At 72.3% G+C, this 18,362-nt stretch carries 13 protein-coding genes and 1 pseudogene; 10 read left to right on the top strand and 4 right to left on the bottom strand.

The annotated features are described in order from the left end of the window. Positions 1-6 precede the first annotated feature (6 nt). From OG381_RS43095 to OG381_RS43060, 8 genes are all read left to right on the top strand, one after another. A complete protein-coding gene (locus OG381_RS43095; RefSeq protein ID WP_327721420.1) occupies positions 7-1,167 on the top strand; it encodes an ATP-binding protein in 1,161 nt (386 codons plus the stop codon). Continuing rightward, on the top strand, positions 1,164-4,703 hold the full coding sequence (locus OG381_RS43090; protein WP_327721419.1) for a vWA domain-containing protein: 3,540 nt from the start codon (positions 1,164-1,166) through the stop codon (positions 4,701-4,703). The genes OG381_RS43095 and OG381_RS43090 overlap by 4 nt, the downstream gene beginning before the upstream one ends. Then, a complete protein-coding gene (locus OG381_RS43085) occupies positions 4,700-6,574 on the top strand; it encodes a hypothetical protein (protein ID WP_327721418.1) in 1,875 nt (624 codons plus the stop codon). The genes OG381_RS43090 and OG381_RS43085 overlap by 4 nt, the downstream gene beginning before the upstream one ends. Positions 6,575-6,857: 283 nt before the next feature. Further along, the gene (locus OG381_RS43080; RefSeq protein ID WP_327721417.1) at positions 6,858-7,367 is read left to right on the top strand and encodes a SigE family RNA polymerase sigma factor; all 510 of its coding nucleotides are present in this window, start codon (positions 6,858-6,860) and stop codon (positions 7,365-7,367) included. Between the two features lie 10 nt (positions 7,368-7,377). Then, positions 7,378-7,704 carry a hypothetical protein gene (locus tag OG381_RS43075; RefSeq protein WP_327721416.1) on the top strand — a complete coding sequence of 109 codons (327 nt, stop codon included), beginning with the start codon at positions 7,378-7,380 and terminating at the stop codon, positions 7,702-7,704. Between the two features lie 116 nt (positions 7,705-7,820). Continuing rightward, entirely contained in the window at positions 7,821-9,515 is a 1,695-nt protein-coding gene (locus OG381_RS43070; RefSeq protein ID WP_327721415.1) for a dolichyl-phosphate-mannose--protein mannosyltransferase, read from the top strand. 61 nt (positions 9,516-9,576) lie between these two features. Next, positions 9,577-10,278 carry a 2-phosphosulfolactate phosphatase gene (locus tag OG381_RS43065; RefSeq protein ID WP_327721414.1) on the top strand — a complete coding sequence of 234 codons (702 nt, stop codon included), beginning with the start codon at positions 9,577-9,579 and terminating at the stop codon, positions 10,276-10,278. A gap of 100 nt (positions 10,279-10,378) precedes the next feature. After that, positions 10,379-11,611: a PP2C family protein-serine/threonine phosphatase gene (locus OG381_RS43060; RefSeq protein ID WP_327721413.1), complete on the top strand. Its 1,233-nt coding sequence runs from the start codon at positions 10,379-10,381 to the stop codon at positions 11,609-11,611. A 21-nt stretch (positions 11,612-11,632) separates the two neighbouring features. On the opposite strand, the gene OG381_RS43055 is transcribed toward OG381_RS43060, so the two are convergent. Genes OG381_RS43055 through OG381_RS43040 form a run of 4 tightly spaced genes read right to left on the bottom strand, consistent with a single transcriptional unit; the run spans position 11,633 to position 16,716 of the window. Further along, positions 11,633-13,015 carry an L-serine ammonia-lyase gene (locus OG381_RS43055; protein WP_327721412.1) on the bottom strand — a complete coding sequence of 461 codons (1,383 nt, stop codon included), beginning with the start codon at positions 13,013-13,015 and terminating at the stop codon, positions 11,633-11,635. A gap of 53 nt (positions 13,016-13,068) precedes the next feature. Beyond that, a complete protein-coding gene (glyA, locus tag OG381_RS43050) occupies positions 13,069-14,325 on the bottom strand; it encodes a serine hydroxymethyltransferase (protein WP_327721411.1) in 1,257 nt (418 codons plus the stop codon). A 28-nt stretch (positions 14,326-14,353) separates the two neighbouring features. After that, positions 14,354-15,532: an NAD(P)/FAD-dependent oxidoreductase gene (locus OG381_RS43045; RefSeq protein WP_327721410.1), complete on the bottom strand. Its 1,179-nt coding sequence runs from the start codon at positions 15,530-15,532 to the stop codon at positions 14,354-14,356. A gap of 50 nt (positions 15,533-15,582) precedes the next feature. After that, positions 15,583-16,716 carry an aromatic ring-hydroxylating oxygenase subunit alpha gene (locus OG381_RS43040; RefSeq protein WP_327721409.1) on the bottom strand — a complete coding sequence of 378 codons (1,134 nt, stop codon included), beginning with the start codon at positions 16,714-16,716 and terminating at the stop codon, positions 15,583-15,585. Positions 16,717-16,966: 250 nt separating this feature from the next. On the opposite strand from OG381_RS43040, the gene purU reads away from it, so the two are divergent. Together purU and OG381_RS43030 are read left to right on the top strand one after the other, a co-directional pair. After that, complete coding sequence (gene purU, locus OG381_RS43035) at positions 16,967-17,839, top strand: formyltetrahydrofolate deformylase (RefSeq protein WP_327721408.1); 873 nt, start codon at positions 16,967-16,969, stop codon at positions 17,837-17,839. A 90-nt stretch (positions 17,840-17,929) separates the two neighbouring features. Further along, a pseudogene (locus tag OG381_RS43030) lies at positions 17,930-18,342 on the top strand (IclR family transcriptional regulator domain-containing protein); the annotation flags it as partial. Between the last annotated feature and the right edge of the window lie 20 nt (positions 18,343-18,362).

Below are 18,362 nucleotides of genomic sequence, written 5' to 3'. Positions count from 1 at the left end.
ACATCCATGCCCCTGACCGACACGGTGTCGGCCCTCCCGGCCCGGCAGACCCTGCCCGCCGAAGAGCGCTTCGCCACCGAACTCGCCTTTCTCGCCGCCCACGACGACGGCCCCCGTCCGCCCGGCTGGCTGCTGACACCCCGCGCCGTGATCACCTTCGTCTGCGGCAGCGGCGGCGAGGCGCTCAAGCTGCCCGAGCCGCCCGGGGAGCTGCCGGACGAACTGGTCATCGCCCCCAAGTTCGTCGGCGAACGCGCCCTGGTGGAGCGGTGCGTGGTCACCCTCGCCGGAGAACGCGGACTGCTGCTCGTCGGCGAACCGGGCACCGCCAAGTCGATGCTGTCCGAGCTGCTGTCGGCGGCCGTCTGCGGCACCAGCGCCCTCACCGTGCAGGGCACCGCGGGCACCACCGAGGACGCCCTGCGCTACGGCTGGAACTACGCCCTCCTCCTCGCCCAGGGCCCCTCCCCGCAGGCCCTGGTGGACTCACCGGTCCTCGCCGCGATGCGCGCCGGGAGGGTGGCCCGTATCGAGGAGATCACCCGCTGTCTGCCCGAGGTGCAGGACGCCCTGGTGTCGCTCCTGTCCGACCGGCGGATGAGCGTGCCCGAACTGTCCGGTACCGACGACGCCCAGGTCGCCGCCGCGCCCGGGTTCACCGTCATCGCCACCGCCAACCTCCGTGACCGCGGGGTGTCGGAGATGTCCGCCGCGCTCAAGCGCCGCTTCAACTTCGAGACCGTGCACCCGATCGCCGACGTCGAGGCCGAGACCGCCCTCGTCAAACGGCAGGCCACGGCGGCCGTCGAGCGGGCGGGCGCGGCCTTCGGCGTCGACGACGCGGTCCTCGACGTCCTGCTGACCGTCTTTCGCGACCTGCGGGCCGGACGCTCGGCCGAGGGCTGGGACGTGGAGCGCCCGGGGACGGTGATGTCCACCGCCGAGGCGGTTCAGGTCGCCGTCTCCCTGGGGGTCGCCGCCGCCTACCTCCCCGGCGGCGACTCGCTGGACCTGGTCCCCGGCCATCTGCTGGGCGTGGTCCGCAAGGACGACCCGGCCGACCACGCGCGTCTCCTCGGCTACTGGGACGGCCCGGTGCGCCGCCGCGCCGAGGACGGTTCGGCGACCTGGCGCCGCCTGTGGGACCTGCGGGAGAACCTGCGGTGACCCTCGTTCAGGAACCGAGGGCGGCCCTCGCCGCCCTCGCCGACTCCGTGGTGCCGTACCTGCTGGGCGTACGGCACCACAGCCCGGCGCTCGCCGCCGCCGTCCCCGCCCTGCTGGACGCCTCCGGCGCCGACGTCGTCTGCGTGGAGCTGCCCACCGACTTCCAGCCCTGGCTGCCCCATCTCGGCGCGCCGGGCACCCTCGCCCCGGTCGCCCTGGCCGGGGCCGGCGAGGGCGACCGGCTCGGCTTCTACCCCTTCGCCGACTTCTCGCCCGAACTCGCCGCCATCCGCTGGGCACGCGAGCGCGGCGCCGAGGTCGTCTGCTGCGACCTGCCGATGTCCGACCCGCGCTGGAGCGCCGAAGCCGGGGACTCTCGTGTGCCGGCGGCCGAGGCGCCCACGGCGTTCGCGGCCGCGCTCACCGCGGCCGGCACGGGCCGCGACGGCGACGACATGTGGGACCGCAGTGTCGAGGTCCTCGCCCCGGGCTGCGCCCCCGAGGCCGTACGCCGGGCCGCCCTCGGGGTCGGTTGGGCGCTGCGCCGCGATGCCGAGTCGGCGGGCGGGGTTCCCGCGGTGGATCTGGCGCGCGAGGCGCACATGCGGGAGGCGATCGGCCGCGCCACGGCCGGCGGACGCCGCGTCGCGGCCGTCGTCGGAGCCTTCCACGCACCGGCGTTGACCGAAGGGGCGGCGCCGACCACTGCGGCGCCGGTGTCCTCGGGCGAGCAACCGGCCGTCGTCACCTCCCTCGTGCCGTACGCCTTCGATCTGCTGGACTCCCGTTCCGGTTATCCGGCCGGGATCCGCGACCCGCGCTGGCAGCAGGCGGTGTTCACCGCTGGGGGCGATCCCGAGCGGCTGCACGAGGCCGCGGCACGGGCGATCACCGACGCCTGCCGTGAGCTGCGGGCGGCCGGACACGTCGCCGGTACCGGCGAGGCCCGCGAGACGCTGCGGGTGGCGTGCGACCTGGCGCGGCTGCGCGGTCTGTCGGCTCCCGGGCGCGGCGAGGTGCTGGAGGCGCTGACGACCGTGATGGGCCAGGGTGAGCCGCTCGGGCGCGGTCGGGCCCTGGCGCGGGCTCTGGAGGTCGTCCTGGTCGGCACCGACCGCGGCCGCATCGCCCCGGGCACGCCCCGCTCCGGGCTCGGCCCGTCCGTCGAGGCGGAGCTCGCCGCGCTGCGGCTGCCGGGACCCGACGATCCCGCCGGGCGTGAACTGCGGCTCGACCCGCTGCGCTCGGCGCTCGACGGCCGCCGCGAGATCCTGCTGCAGCGCCTCGCCGTGTGCGGAGCGGGGTACGGGGAGCCGGTCCAGGTGGCGGGTACGGGGGATGCGGCCGCGCTCACCACGCGGTGGCGCCTGTCGTGGACCCCGGCCGTGCCGGTCCGGCTCGATCTGGCCGGCGTCCGGGGCGTCACGGCGGCGCTGGCCGCCGAAGGCACCCTGCGGGAGACCTTCCGCAGGGAGTCGGCGGACGGCGGGCCCACCAGCGCCCTCGTCCTGGCGGCACTCCGCGGCGCCGCCCGGTGCGATCTGCCGGAACTGGTCGCCGAGCGGCTCGCCGACGCCGCCGAGGTGCTCCCCGCCTGCGCCACCCTCCCCGAACTCCTCAGCGCTCTCGACCTGTTGGAGGCGCTGCGACGGGGCCATCTGCCCGGCACCACGCCTGAGAGCCGAGAGGCGGCCGCCGAACTCGCCGCCGAACTGCTGGAGTCGGCGGTACGGTCCCTGCCGGGACTGGCGGGCAGCGACGACCCCCAGGACGCGGACGCGCTCGTGGCGCTCGCCTCCCGAGCGGGCGAACACCGCCTCGGACTGCGGATGGACGGCGCGCTGGACGACCTCGCGCGCACCGCCTCCCCGCTCGTCCAGGGCGCCGCGCTCGCCGCCCGGGTCATGCTCGACCTCGACGACACCGACACCCTCGGCGCCCGTGCCGCGGGCTGGATCGACACCGCCACCGGGCCCGACGAGCGGCATGCGCTGAGCCGCCGCCTCACCGGTCTGCTCAGCGGGGCCGCTCCCCTCCTTCAGTCGGCGCCGACCGCGCTGGACCCGCTCCTCGACCGCATCGACGCACTCACCGACCAGGGGTTCCTCGACCGGCTGCCCGCCCTGCGCGGCGGCTTCGACGCGCTCAGCCCGGCAGGCCGCGGCCGGCTGCTGGACACGGTGACCGAGCGCCTCGGCGACCGGCTCGACCTGTCGCTCGGCGCCTCGCCACAGCTCCTCGCGCTGTGGACGGCCGCGGACGCGGCGGGCCGGGCGGCGGTCGACGCGCTCCGGCCACCCCTGAGGACGGCACTCGCCCCGGCCGACAGCACCCCGCCCCCGAACGCCGCGGACACCGACAAGGCCCCCGACACGCCCGCGCCCCGCGGTGAAGCACGACAGGGCAGCTCCGCCCTCCACCTCACGCCGACCGACCGCTGGCGACTGCTCCTGGGCCGGGAGAGCGACAAGCTGCCGCGGGGCGCCCGCCGTTACGCGCACGCGCTCGACGAGTTGTACGGCACCGGCCGTGGCGAGGGCTCCGCCGACCTCGGCCGCGAGGGCGGTCCCGGCGGCGGTCGGGAGGCCTCCTTCCCGACCGCCCGTGAGTGGGCCGAGGAACTCGACGCGCTGTTCGGCGCCGACGTCCGTGAGGAGGTGCTGGCCCGGGCCGCCGACCAGGGTCGCAGCGATGTCCTGGCCGAGCTCGACCCGAAGGCGGTCCGCCCCTCGGTCGATCTGCTGTCGTCCGTGCTGTCTCTGGCCGGCGGGATGCCGGAGCAGCAACTGGCCCGGCTGCGCCCGCTGGTGCGCCGTCTGGTCGACGAACTGGCCAAGGAGTTGGCCACCCGGCTGCGTCCCGCGCTGACCGGACTGGCCACACCACGCCCGACCCACCGGCCCGGAGGCCGGATCGACCTGCCGCGCACCCTGCGGGCCAACCTCGCCCACACCCGCAGGACCGACGACGGCCGCACCCTGGTCGTCCCGGAGCGGCCGGTGTTCAGCACCCGCTCGCGCAGGGAGGCGGACTGGCGGCTGATCCTGGTGGTCGACGTGTCCGGGTCGATGGAGGCGTCCGTCATCTGGTCGGCGCTGACCGCGGCCGTGCTGGGCGGAGTACCCACGCTCAGCACGCACTTCCTCGCCTTCTCCACGGAGGTGATCGACCTGACCGAGCGCGTCGACGATCCGCTGTCGCTGCTCCTGGAAGTGCGGGTCGGCGGCGGCACGCACATCGCGGCGGGACTGGCCCAGGCACGTTCCCTGGTGACCGTCCCCAGCCGCACCCTCGTGGTGGTGGTCAGCGACTTCGAGGAGGGCTATCCGCTCGGCGGCCTCCTCGGCGAGGTACGCGACCTCGCGAGCTCCGGCGTCCATCTGATGGGCTGCGCCGCCCTGGACGACTCCGGCAGCCCGCGCTACTCGGTCCCCGTGGCGCAGCAGCTCGTCGCGGCCGGGATGCCGGTCGCCGCCCTCAGTCCCCTCGCCCTCGCCCGCTGGGTGGGCGACCGCCTCCGCGGAGAGACCCGATGAACACCGAACTGCCCCCCGTGGCACCCGAGGTGGTCGCCGCCGCCGTCGAACACCTCACGTCCCGGCTGCGCAAGAAGCTGGACGCCGCGATCGAGACCTGCGCGACGCTGCCGGTCACCGTCGAGGGCTCCGTACGGCGGGTGCGATGCGGTGAGGACGCCGAGGTCACCCTCGCGCCCGGGCCGTCCGGTGCGGTCACGGAGGACGGTCAGGCGCAGTGCAGCTGTCTGCTCGCGCCCCGGTGTCTGCATCGCGCGGCCGTGCTCGGCGCCGCTCCGGTGGCCGACGCGGACACGGTGTCCGAGACGGCGGAACCGGTGTCCGACGGGGCCGACGTCAAGACGATCCCGCCTGACGAAAGTGCCGGGACACCGGACACCCGTGCGGCGGATGCGCCGCCGGTGGGACCGACGGACGCCCAGGTGTCAGCCGCGACAGGCCTTTGGGACGCCGCCGCCGCTGTGCTCGCCGCGGGGGTGCCCGGCGCGGGTGCCGTACCGCAGGCCGAGTTGCTGCGGGCCGCGCACACGGCCCGGCTCGCGGGACTGCACCGTCCCGAGGCGGCCGCCCTGAGGGTGGTGCGCGCCCTGCGTGCGGCCCGCGCCCGTCACGACGGTCACCGGCTGGCCGACCTGGTGGCCGCCCTGCGTGAACTGCTCCTCACCAGCGGCCTGTTGGCGGCGTCCGACCCCGACCCGGCCCTGGTCGGCACGGCCCGGCGCGGCTACCGTCCGGGGGGCGGCCTGCGTGTCCACGGAGTGTGCCGGGAGCCGGTGATCTCCGCCACCGGCTACGGCGGGGTCGTCACGCACGTCCTGTCCGACGAGGGCCGCTGGTTCTCCGTGGCCGACGTCAGACCCGGTGGCCCGGCCCGGGCGCGGGGTGCCGCCACGGCCACCGTGGCGCTCGGCTCCGGCAGCCTCGATCACGCGCAGCTCTCCCGGGGCGGGTTGCTGATCTCCGGTGCGACGCTCTCACCGGACGGCCGCCTCGGCGCCGGGAAGGGGGTACGCGCCACCCCGGTCACGGGCCTGTCGTGGACGTCCGGCCCGCTCGCCCGGCTGTTCTCCCGCCCGTTGACCGAGGCCGTGGCGGCACGGTTCAACGGCGCCGGGACGAGCGAGCCGGAACAGGTCGGACAGACGGCCGACGAACTCATCGGCTGTGACGTGGTCATCGTAGGAGCGGCCGAAGACCAGCTGTTCGCCCGGGAGTTGCCCGCACAGGAAGCGGACGGCGAGGGTCTGCTGATCCGGCTGGTGCCGTCCAACAGCCACCCCGACCTGGCGCATACGGCCAACTTCCGCAAACTGGCCTCGCGGCCCGGTTTGCGGTTGCGCGTCGTCGGGCGTCTCGACCCGGCCCGCGCCGCGACACTGCGGCCACTGGCGGTCGGCCCTGTGCCGGACGGCACGGCGACCCTGCGTCTGCCGACCGAGTGGGCGGGACACGCCGATCTGGGCTACGACCGCCTCGAGGGCGCGCATTTCCCGTCGGCCGACGAACTGCCGTCGGTGGAGACCCTGTCCGCGTTCCCACCGGATCCGGTGGCCGAAGCACCTCTGTGGCGGCTGCGACGACTGGTCGAGGTCGCCGTCTCCGGGGGCCGGCGAACCGCCGCCGAGCCCGCACGCGACGGCGACCGGGCGTCAGGAACCGCGGCCCTTCGGCGTAGCGGCTTCCGGGCAGCGGCCGACCTGGCGGACGCGCTCGCGGCGGAAGCCGACCGCCGTGGCCGCGACGTGTTCGGCCGGACCCGGCAGGCCGATCCGGGCGGATACGCACGGGTGTGGCTCGCCGCGGCCGTCTACCTGTCCGGCACCGAACGGGCCCTGGTCGAGGCGACTTGGCGGCCACCGGCTGCCGCATGACCACCAGGCGGGGTGGTGTCCCGCGGAGTGGTACAGCGGCGCGGCTTCGTGAATTCGCAGGTCACCACCTCGGTGTGGAGCGAAGCCGCACGGCCGGTATGGCTACCCACTCGCCGGGACGCCACCCCAGGCCGTTCACTCCGGCCGGAGCGCAGGCCCCCGCGAACCGGCGGACGTGACCCACGCCACACTGTGGGAGTGCATAGCGGGGCGGGGCCCAGCGTCTTGTTAAGGGTGACAGCGGCGGAAGCCGGCGTGTTCGGCAGGGGGCTGGGGGGCGACGTTGACGGGGCAGCAGCGGGCCGTTGAGTTCGACCGGTTCGTGGCTGCCCGGTGGTCGGCCTTGCTGCACCTGGCGCGGCTGCTCACCGGCGGAGACCGGTACCGGGCCGAGGACCTGCTGCAGGACGCGCTGGTCAAACTGTGGTTCGCCTGGCCGAAGGTGGCCCACCAGGCGCCCGAGGCCTATGTGCGCAAGGTCCTGGCCCGTGCCGCGGCACGCTCGGCACGGCGTCGATGGTGGGGCGAGCACCCCGTCGACCAGCTGCCCGACCCGCCCGGAGCGGGAGACGAGACGGCCGCGGTGGACGAACGGACCCGGCTGGAGGCCATGTTGGCGTTGCTGCCGGCACGGCAGCGGGCCGCGGTGGTGCTGCGCTACTACCAGGACCTGCCCGAGCGGGACGTCGCGGAAGTGCTCGGGTGTCCGGTGGGGACCGCCCGTTCACTGACGGCGCGCGGTGTCGCACGGCTGCGGCGGCTTCTGGCCGAGGCGGTCGAGCCGGTCGAGTGAAGGAGGAACAGTGGATCACTTCGAGCAGGAGCTGACACGCATGATGCGTGACGGCCACACGGACAGGCCCTACGAGGACCGGCACCGCTACCGGCTGCAAGCCGGCGTCCGCGCCCGGCAGCGGGCCCGGGCCGCCTGGATGGCCACCGCATCCGTGCTGACCATCGCCGGACTCGGCATCGGACTGCTGCTCCTGGCGGGCTCCGTCGCCCAGGGCGGACCCCACACGAGGCAGCCCCGCCCCGTCACCTCCGCCGAGTCGGTCCCGACACCGTCGACGGTCCTCCCCGCCTCCACGGCCCAGGTAGGGGCAGCTTCGAGCGGCCCCGCTCGCTGAGAGCCGAGCCGGTGTGACCACCACCGCCCGCTGAGCGGCTGACGTCCGCTCGTCCCGCTCTCCACGAACAGAAGGCTCACCAGGTGTTCCCCAAGAACGCGCCCACGTCTGTCGGCATGCCCCGAATCGACCAGGCCGATCTCCGGCCGGCCTCCTGGGAGCAGAGGCTGCGCGCCTTCGGATACACGGGACGCCCGCACACGTCCGTGCGCGACCGCCTGGTCGTGCCCTTTCCCGAACCCGGGTCAGGGCCGTGGCGCATGCTGGGGCTGTCTCCCACGGCGGCGTTCCGACTGGCCCGCTGGTCGGGTTGGGGCGGGCCCCTGCTGGTGGCGCTCCTTTCCGGACTGCCGCGCTTTTGGCGTCTGGGCAGCCCGCGCTCGGTCGTGTTCGACGAGACGTACTACGCCAAGGACGCCTGGTCCGTGCTCCGGCTGGGCTACGAGGGCACCTGGCCCGACCGTAAGGTCGCCGACCCGCACATCCTGGCCCATCCCCAGGTGATATCGCTCTCCGACACCGGGTCCTTCGTCGCGCACCCGCCGACGGGCAAGTGGGTGATCGCCCTCGGCGAGTGGATGTTCGGTCTCACCCCGTTCGGCTGGCGCTTCATGACGGCGGTCCTCGGCACGCTGTCGGTGCTGATGCTGTGCCGCATCGGGCGCCGGCTGTTCCGTTCGACGCTGCTGGGCTGCCTGGCCGGGGCGCTGATGGCGGTGGACGGTCTGCACTACGTCATGAGCCGCACCGCTCTGCTCGACCTCGTCGTCATGTTCTTCGTCCTGGCGGCGTTCGGCTGTCTGCTCATCGACCGGGACCACGCACGGGCCCGGCTCGCGGCGGCCCTGCCCGTCCCCGAGGACGGCCGGGTGCGCCCGGACGGACACACCGGCGACCATGCCGGAACGGGAGCGCGTCCCTGGCGGATCGCGGCCGGCCTCTGCCTGGGACTGGCGGCCTCCACCAAATGGAACGGCCTGTACTTCCTCGCCTTCTTCGTGGTCCTCACCCTGCTGTGGGACGTCGGGGCCCGCCGTGTGGCCGGGGCGCGCCACCCGTATCGCGCGGTGCTGCGCAAGGACCTCGGCCGGTCGGTGCTGTCCCTCGTGCCGGTCGCCGTCGTGACGTATCTGGTGACATGGACCGGATGGTTCCTGTCCGACGACGGCTACGGACGCCATTGGGCGGACGGCCGCGGCGGCACATGGTCGTGGATCCCGGCTCCGCTGCGCAGCCTGTGGCACTACGAGTACGGGGTGTACCAGTTCAACGTGGGGCTGCACACGCCTCACAAGTTCGAGTCGAACCCCTGGAGTTGGCTGGTCCTCGGCCGCCCGGTGCTGTTCCACTACGAGTCGCCGAAACCCGGGACGGAAGGCTGCCGCACAGCCACCGACTGCACGCAGACCATCCTCGCCCTGGGGACACCCCTGCTGTGGTGGTCGGCGTGCTGCGCCCTGGTGTACCTGCTCTACCGATGGGCGCTGCGCCGCGACTGGCGCTCCGGTGCCGTCCTGTGCGCGGTGGGTGCCGGTTATCTGCCCTGGTTCCTGTACCAGGACCGCACGATCTTCTCCTTCTACGCGGTCGCCTTCGTGCCGTACCTGTGTCTGGCCGTCACGATGATGCTGGGAGCCCTGCTGGGTCCGCCGGGAGCGACCGGCGAGCGCCGCACACTGGGGGCGGTGGCCGCCGGTGTGCTCGTGCTGCTCATCGTCTGGAACTTCGCCTACTTCTTCCCCGCCTACACCGGGCAGACGATTCCGTACGCGGACTGGCGCGCCAGGATGTGGCTCGACAGCTGGATCTGAGTCGCGTGATGTGGGTCACTCGCCGGGTGCCGCGGGTCGGGCGTGCTCGATCATGATCCGAATGGACGCCCACTTTCTTGGCATCACCGAGCTGGTCGAGACACCGTCCGTGGCGGTCGTGGTCGACGTCATGCGGGCCTTCACCGTGGCCGCCTGGGCCTTTGGCCAAGGGGCGGAGAAGATCGTTCTGGCCGAGTCGCTGGACGAGGCCCTGGCCCTCAAGGCCCGCCACCCGGACTGGGTGGCGCTCAAGGACGGTCCGCCCGCGCCCGGCTTCGACACCGTCAACTCGCCGGGCATGCTGCGCGCCATGGACCTCGGCGGCCGGACCGTCGTACAGAAGACCACGGCGGGGACCGTCGGCGCCCTCGCGGTCAAGGACGCGTCGCTGGTGCTGTGCGCCAGCTTCGTGGTGGCGGAGGCAACGGCTCGGCTCCTGCGGACACGCAGGAGTGACAGCGTCACCTTCGTCGTCACCGGCGAGGGTGGACAGGCCGACGAGGATCTGGCGTGTGCCCAGTACATCGCCCGGAGGGCCACCGAGGCGGGAACGGATGCCGCCGAGTTCCTCCGCCGTGCCGCCGAGTCCCGCGCGGCAGCCGAACTGACGCAAGGGGTGCGTCAAGGGGTCCACCCCGATGACGTCGCACTCTGTCTCGAACTCGACCGCTTCCCCTTCGCCATGGTGGCGGCCCTCGAAAACTCCCTGATGGTCCTACGCCCGGACCTCCCGCCTTCGCCGGGCGACGACACCACCATCTGATCGCCGACACGGCCCGGGTGGGCCATTCCCCGGGCCCCGTGGCCTGTTCGCTCCTATCGTGGAACGGCACAGTGACGCTCGGCGCCGAGGCAGGCAGCAAATGGCGGAGGAACCGCAGATCGACTATGCGGCGGTATTCAGGGCTCTGCCCGGCATGGTGGCACTGCTCACCCCCGAGCTGGTGTACGTGGACGCCAACGAGGACTTCCTCCGGCTGGCCGGACGCACCCGCGAGCAGCTCCTGGGCCACTACATCTTCGACGTCTTCCCCGAGAACCCGAACGACGCGGCCGCGGCCGGTATGCGCGAGACCCGGGAGTCGATGCTGCGCACCGCCGCCACCGGCGAACGCGACACCATGGCGCTGCTCCGCTACGACATCGAGGACCCCGCACACCCCGGCCGCTGGGAGGAGCACTACTGGAGCCCGGTCAACGCCCCCGTCCACGGCCCCGACGGGCAGGTCACGCTGATCGTGCACCGGGTGGAGGAGGTCACCGAACTCATCCACGCCTTCGGCGGACCGGGCGGCGACCGGCGGTCCCGGGTGCTGGAGGCCGAGCTGTACACCCGCGCGCGGGAACTTCAGCAGGTCAACGAGCGTCTGCGCCAGGCACACGACCGTGAGCGTGAGGTCGCCCTGGCCCTGCAGGCGGCCATGCTGCCCGACCCCAGACCCCTCGCACACCGCAAAGCGGCTGTCCGCTACCGGCCCGCCATCGGCGCCCTGAACGTGTGCGGCGACTGGTACGACGTGGTCGAGCTGCCCGGCGAGGGCCTCGCGGTGGCGGTGGGTGACGTCGTCGGTCACGGCCTGGCGGCCGCCTGCGCCATGGGACAACTGCGCAGCGCCCTGAGCGCGGCCACGCGCGTCGCCGACGGCCCGGCACAGGCGCTGGAGGCCCTCGACATGTACGCCCGCTCCGTCGACGGCGCCGAGTCGACCACCGCGGCGACGACCTTCATCGACTGGGACGACCACACCATCACCTACAGCTGCGCCGGGCACCCGCCGCCCGCCCTGCTCCACCCCGACGGCACCGTGTCCTTCCTCGACGGGGCCACCGACCCGCCACTGGCCGCCCGCCCCCGCTCCGCCCCGCGCCCCCAGGCCCAGACGCCCTTCGCCGAGGGCGCCACCCTGGTCCTCTACACCGACGGCCTGGTCGAACGCCGCACCGACGACATCGACGCCGGGCTGGCCCGTCTCGCCGACTCCCTCACCCACCACCAGCACGCCGCCCCCGAGGACCTGGCCGACGCCCTCCTCACCGACCTGCTCCCCCACACCGGCAACACGGACGACACGGCGCTCATCGTCCTACGGCTGTGACCCCCGCCCCCTGCCCCGGCCTCAGCACTCGATGACGTTGACGGCGAGGCCGCCGCGGGCGGTCTCCTTGTACTTGACCTTCATGTCGGCGCCGGTCTCCTTCATGGTCTTGATGACCTTGTCGAGGGAGACGTGGTGCCGGCCGTCGCCCCGCAGGGCCATCCGCGCGGCGGTCACGGCCTTGACCGCGGCCATGCCGTTGCGTTCGATGCAGGGGATCTGGACGAGGCCGCCGACGGGGTCGCAGGTCAGCCCGAGGTTGTGTTCCATGCCGATCTCGGCGGCGTTCTCGACCTGTTCCGGGGAGCCGCCCAGCACCTCGGCGAGACCGCCCGCGGCCATCGAGCAGGCGGAACCGACCTCGCCCTGGCAGCCGACCTCGGCGCCGGAGATGGAGGCGTTCTCCTTGAAGAGCATGCCGATCGCCCCGGCGGCCAGCATGAAGCGGACGATGCCGTCCTCGTCGGCGCCCGGCACGAAGTTGAGGTAGTAGTGCAGAACGGCGGGGATGATGCCCGCCGCGCCGTTCGTCGGCGCGGTGACGACCCGTCCGCCCGCCGCGTTCTCCTCGTTCACCGCCATCGCGTAGAGCGTGATCCACTCCATTGCGCGCGCCAACGGATCGCCCTCGCTGCGCAGTTGACGAGCCGCCGCAGCAGCCCGCCGACGCACCTTCAGACCACCGGGAAGGATGCCTTCGCAGGCCATCCCGCGCGACACGCACTCCTCCATCACCCGCCAGATCGCCAGCAGGCCCGCGCGGATCTCCTCCTCGGTGCGCCAGGCCTTCTCGTTCTCCAGCATCAGCGCGGAGATCGACAGCCCCGTCTCCCCGGTCAGCCGCAGCAGTTCGTCACCCGTGTGAAACGGATGGGCCTGCGCGGTGTCGTCGACCTTGATCCGGTCCGTCCCGACGGCGTCCTCGTCGACCACGAAGCCGCCGCCCACCGAGTAGTACGTCTTCTCCAGCAGCGGGACCCCGTCGGCGTCGTACGCGAAGAGGGTCATGCCGTTGGCGTGGTACGGCAGCGAACGCCGGCGGTGCAGGACCAGCTGGGTCGAGGCGTCGAAGTCGATCTCGTGGGCCGCGCCGATCTCGGCACCGAGCAGCCGGATGCGCCCGCTGGCACGGATCCGCTCGACGTCCAGGTCGGCCTGGGCGACGTCGACCGTGTGGGGTTTGTTGCCCTCCAGGCCCAGCAGCACCGCCTTGGGGGTGCCGTGGCCGTGGCCGGTGGCGCCGAGGGAGCCGAACAGCTCCGCCCGTACCGCGGCGGCCGGGGCGAGCAGGCCGTCCGTCTTCAGCCGGGCGGCGAACATCGCGGCGGCGCGCATCGGTCCGACGGTGTGCGAGCTGGACGGGCCGATGCCTATGGAGAACAGGTCGAAGACGCTGATTGCCACGCTGTACTCCATGGGGTGAAGGGCGAGGGGCGTGCCCTGCGGGAGGTGGTCGGTTACAGGCCGGGGTACAGCGGGTGCTTGTCGGCGAGCGTCTTGACCCGGGCCTTGAGGTCGTCGACGTCGTAGGACGGCTTCAGCGCGGAGGCGATCACGTCGGCGACCTCGGTGAAGTCGTCGGCGGTGAAGCCGCGGGTGGCCAGGGCCGGGGTGCCGATCCGCAGGCCCGAGGTGACCATCGGGGGACGCGGGTCGTTGGGGACGGCGTTGCGGTTGACGGTGATGCCGACCTCGTGGAGACGGTCCTCGGCCTGCTGCCCGTCCAGCTCGGAGGCGCGCAGGTCGACCAGGATGAGGTGGACGTCGGTGCCGCCGGACAGCACGTTGACACCGGCCTCGCGGGCGTCCGGGGCGGTCAGCCGCTCGGCGAGGATCCGCGCTCCCTCCACCGTACGCGCCTGGCGCTCCTTGAACTCCTCGCTCGCGGCGACCTTGAAGGAGACCGCCTTGGCCGCGATCACATGCTCCAGCGGGCCGCCCTGGAAGCCGGGGAAGACGGAGGAGTTGAGCTTCTTCGCGAACGCCTGCCTGGCCAGGATGATCCCGCCGCGCGGCCCGCCCAGGGTCTTGTGCGTGGTGGAGGTGACGACATCGGCGTACTCGACCGGGTTGGGGTGCAGGCCCGCCGCGACCAGTCCGGCGAAGTGCGCCATGTCCACCCACAGGAACGCCTCGACCTCATCCGCGATCCGGCGGAACTCGGCGAAGTCGAGCTGGCGCGGGTAGGCGGACCAGCCCGCGATGATCACCTTCGGCCGGTGCTCCTTGGCGAGGCGCTCGACCTCGGCCATGTCGACCAGGCCGGCGTCGTCCACGTGGTAGGCGACCACGTTGAACTGCTTGCCGGAGAAGTTCAGCCGCATGCCGTGGGTGAGGTGGCCGCCGTGCGCCAGGTCCAGGCCCAGGATGGTGTCGCCGGGCTGGGCGAGCGCGAACAGGGCGGCCTGGTTGGCGGAGGCACCCGAGTGCGGCTGGACGTTGGCGTACTCGGCGCCGAACAGGGCCTTGACCCGGTCGATGGCGATCTGCTCGGCGACGTCCACGTGCTCGCAGCCGCCGTAGTAGCGGCGGCCGGGGTAGCCCTCGGCGTACTTGTTGGTCAGGACCGAGCCCTGGGCCTCCATCACCGCGACCGGCGCGAAGTTCTCGGAGGCGATCATCTCCAGGGTGGACTGCTGACGGTCCAGCTCGGCATCGACCGCCGCGGCGATCTCCGGGTCCACCTCGTGCAGGGGCTGGTTGAAGAGGGTCATCGACGGTCTCCTTGGATGTGGGCGCTCCTCAGAGCGCGACCGCGGCGGCGGGGACGAGGGTGCGGCGGAGCCGGTTGAAGAACTTGGGCTGGTTGAGGGAGAGCACCGCGACGGGGGTGCCCTCGCGCCGGTAGACGGCAGTGAAGGAACGGCTGTCGACGTCGCCTTCGACGACTTCCGGCTCGGCTCCGGGGCCGACGTGTCCGGCGAGCTGGATGCGCACCTGATACTGATCGGACCAGAAGTACGGCGCGGTGAGCGGTGCCGGGGCCGACTCTCCGCGGAGCAGTGTCCGAGCGGCGGTCCTCGCCTGCTCGGTGGCGTTGCTCCAGTGCTCGACGCGGGCATGGCGCCCGGTGAACGGGCTGGGACAGCGGGCGACATCACCTACGGCGACCACGCCCGGGACACTGGTCGCACAGCCGGCGTCGCACACCACACCGTCGTCCACCCGCACGCCGGATCCCGCGAGCCAGTCGGTGGCGGGCCTGACACCCACGCCCACCACGACGACGTCGGCGGGCAGCACTCGCCCGTCCGTCAGCCGTACGCCGGTCACCCGGTTCTCGCCGACGAGTCCCGCCACTCCGGTTCCCCGCAACAGGCGGACTCCGTGATCGGTGTGGAGCGAGGAGCACACCAGCCCCATCTCCCGGCCCAGTTGGCGTTCCAGCGGTACGTCGAGAGCCTCCACGACGGTGACGTGGAGCCCGAGTCCGCGGGCGGTGGAGGCCACCTCGGCGCCGATGAAGCCGGCGCCGATGACGACGAGCCGGGGCCGGCCGTCCAGCAGTTCGGCGCGCAGGGCCTGGGCGTCGTCGAGGGTGCGCAGGGTGTGGACACCGGCCAGGCCGTCCGTACCGGGGAGCATCCGGGCACTGGCGCCGGTGGCGACGACGACCCCGCCGGTGCGTACGTGCCGTCCCCCGGCCAGGGTGACGGTCCTGGCCACCGGGTCCAGCCGCACCGCGCGCTCACCGAGGAGCCACTGCACGTCCAACGCCTCGTACTCATCGGCGTCACCGAGTGCGAGCGCGTCAACGTCGAGGTCCCCCTTGAGGAAGTCCTTCGACAGCGGCGGGCGGTCGTAGGGAGTGTGGCGCTCCTCCCCCACGACGACGATCTCACCGTCGTAGCCCTCCGCGCGCAGCGCACGGACCGTGCTCAGACCTGCCAACGACGCTCCGACGACGGTGATGCTCCTCATTTGCGGGCTCCAGACGGAGGGTTGTCTCATACAGCAACGCATGCCGCGGATCACCCGACGGGCTGTGCGTCGATCCGGTCCTGTACCCAGGCGTGGAACGCGCCGATGTGGTGCTCGCTGGGGACCAGGACGCCACCCTTCGCGTAGACCCGCGAGCTCATTCCCGGCTGGGTGCGTTCGCAGGCGTCGAAGTCCTGCTGGTTCACGCGGTGGAACAACTCGACCGACCGCGCCACGTCCTTGCCGCTCTCGACGACGTGCGGGAGATAGAGCCAGTCGCACTCGACGATGGTGCGGTCGACGGACACCGGGTACATCCGGTGGAAGATCACATGGTCGGGGACGAGGTTGATGAACACCTGCGGCCTGACGGTGATCGCGTAGTAACGCCGGTCCTGATCCTCGGCCACCCCCGGAATGCGGTCCAGCCCCTCCGAGCCGTCCACGGTGAAACCCTGGACCTCCTCACCGAACTCCGCGCCGTGGCCCACGTAGTACTGCGCCGCGTAACCGTCCGCGAACTCCGGGAGCACCTCGGTCAGTTCGGGGTGGATGGTCGCACAGTGATAGCACTCCATGAAGTTCTCGATGATGAGCTTCCAGTTGGCCTTCACGTCGTAGGTGATACGGCGGCCCAGCTCGAGGTTGTCGATGTCGTAGCGCTCGATCGACTCCACGTCACCGAGGCGGGAGACGACCTCGCCGATGACGCCCTCCTCGAAGGACGGCGGGTTCTCCGCCAGGCACACCCACACATAGCCCAGCCACTCCCGCACGGCCACACTCACCAGGCCGTACTCGGTCCGGTCGATGTCCGGCATCGAGGTCAGGTTCGGCGCGGCGATCAGCTTGCCGTCGAGACCGTACGTCCAGGCGTGATACGGGCATTGGAAGGCTCGCTTGACCTCGCCGGACTCCTCCGTGCACAGCTTGGCGCCGCGGTGCCGGCAGACATTCAGGAAGGCCTTGACCGAGCTGTCCCGCGAGCGCGTGATCAGCACGCTCTCCCGCCCGACCTGGTAGGTGCGGAAACTCCCGGGCTTGGCCAGCTCCGAGGCTCGGGCCACGCAGAACCACATGGCCTCGAAGATCCGCTGCTGCTCCAGGGCGAAGATCCCGGGGTAGGTGTAGTGCTCCCCTGGCAGGGTGGCGATCAGGCTCGGGGGCAGGCCCTCTTGGGTCACTGTCGGTCTCCTCATCGAGGGGCGGCCGAGTCGAGGCCGGACCAGTTCTGGGTTGCGCATAAGGCAACGGCATCCGCTATACGAAACGAACGCCCAAACTGTCCCGCCACCGACACTCACTGTCAAGAGGTCGACGGATCGGACCTTCCCTCCACACGCCACCCCTTGACCCGCGCGGCGTCAACGTTGGAGCATGTTGCGCATAGCTCTACTTGTTGCGTAATGCGCAGCTAGACATTCGGAGGATGGCATGTCCCCTCGACCGCAGCCCGGCCGCGAGTTCGTCCTCACCCTGTCCTGTCCCGACCAGGCCGGAATCGTCCACGCCGTGACCACGTTCCTCGTGCGTCACTCGGGCAACATCCTGGAGAGCCAGCAGTTCGACGACCGGCTACAGAACCGCTTCTTCATGCGGGTGCACTTCGATGTCTCGGATCCCGCGGTCTCGCTGGAGGAGCTGCGCACGGGGTTCGGTCCGGTCAGCGAGGCGTACGGGATCCGCTGGCGGCTGCAGGACGCCTCCACGCCGACGCGAACCCTGATCATGGTGTCGAAGTTCGGGCACTGCCTCAACGACCTGCTCTTCCGCAGGTCCACGGGCGCCCTCAACATCGAGATCCCGGCGATCGTCTCCAACCACCGCGAGTTCGAGCCGCTGGCGCGCACCTACGGCATCCCCTTCCACCACATCCCGGTGACGAAGGAGACCAAGGCGGAGGCCGAGGCGCGGCTGCTGGGTCTCGTCGAGGAACTGGACGTCGACCTCGTGGTCCTCGCCCGCTACATGCAGATCCTCTCCGACGACCTGTGCAAGCAGCTCGACGGACGGGCGATCAACATCCACCACTCGTTCCTGCCGAGCTTCAAGGGGGCCCGCCCGTACGTCCAGGCGCACCAGCGCGGTGTGAAGCTCGTCGGGGCGACGGCACACTACGTCACGCCCGACCTCGACGAGGGCCCGATCATCGAGCAGGACGTCGTCCGCGTGGACCACTCGCGTACCCCCGACGAACTGGTCGCCCTCGGCCGCGATGTCGAGGCCCAGGCCCTGTCCCGTGCGGTGAAGTGGCACAGCGAGAACCGTGTGCTGATCAACGGCCACTGCACGGTCGTCCTGCGCTGACGGGCGCCGGGCAGCACCGGGCCCGGAGGGCTCAACACCCCGCTGACCGGCCGACGTCGGGAGCGGATAGCCGGGTCCGCGGTGAACGGGGTGCAGTCCGTCGACCGTGCCGTCAGCGTCCTGGAGATCCTCGCATCGACGTCCACAAGTCGACCGCCTCCCGCCTGCTCGGGGCGGGCCGTCTCGACGTCACGCAGCGAGGCCGGCAGGTGTGCGAGCGGCCCAGCGAAGAGGGCGGCGAGGCCGTCGACATCGCGGCCCTCCGGGAGCATTACGCGGTCAACCCGTACCAGGTACGCGGCCCGGGCGCCATCGGCACCGGAGCGCGGCTACGCGGTGACCCTGGAGGAACTCGAGAGCGGACTGCGCGCCGTGGCGGCCCCGATCCGGGCCCGTGACGGCGAGGTCGTCGCCGCCCTCAGCGCCTCCGGACCCGTGTACCGCTCGTACCCGCGCTCCTCCAGGGCGCGCAGGAGATCAGTCACCGGATGGGCCACCTGGGCTGGCCCCAGCCCCTGCCCGA

This window comes from Streptomyces sp. NBC_00490, assembly GCF_036013645.1.
Classification (GTDB): Bacteria; Actinomycetota; Actinomycetes; order Streptomycetales; family Streptomycetaceae; genus Streptomyces; species Streptomyces canus_F.
The sequence above is the reverse complement of the archived record's forward strand: the minus strand, read 5'-3'. Positions and strand labels throughout refer to the sequence as shown.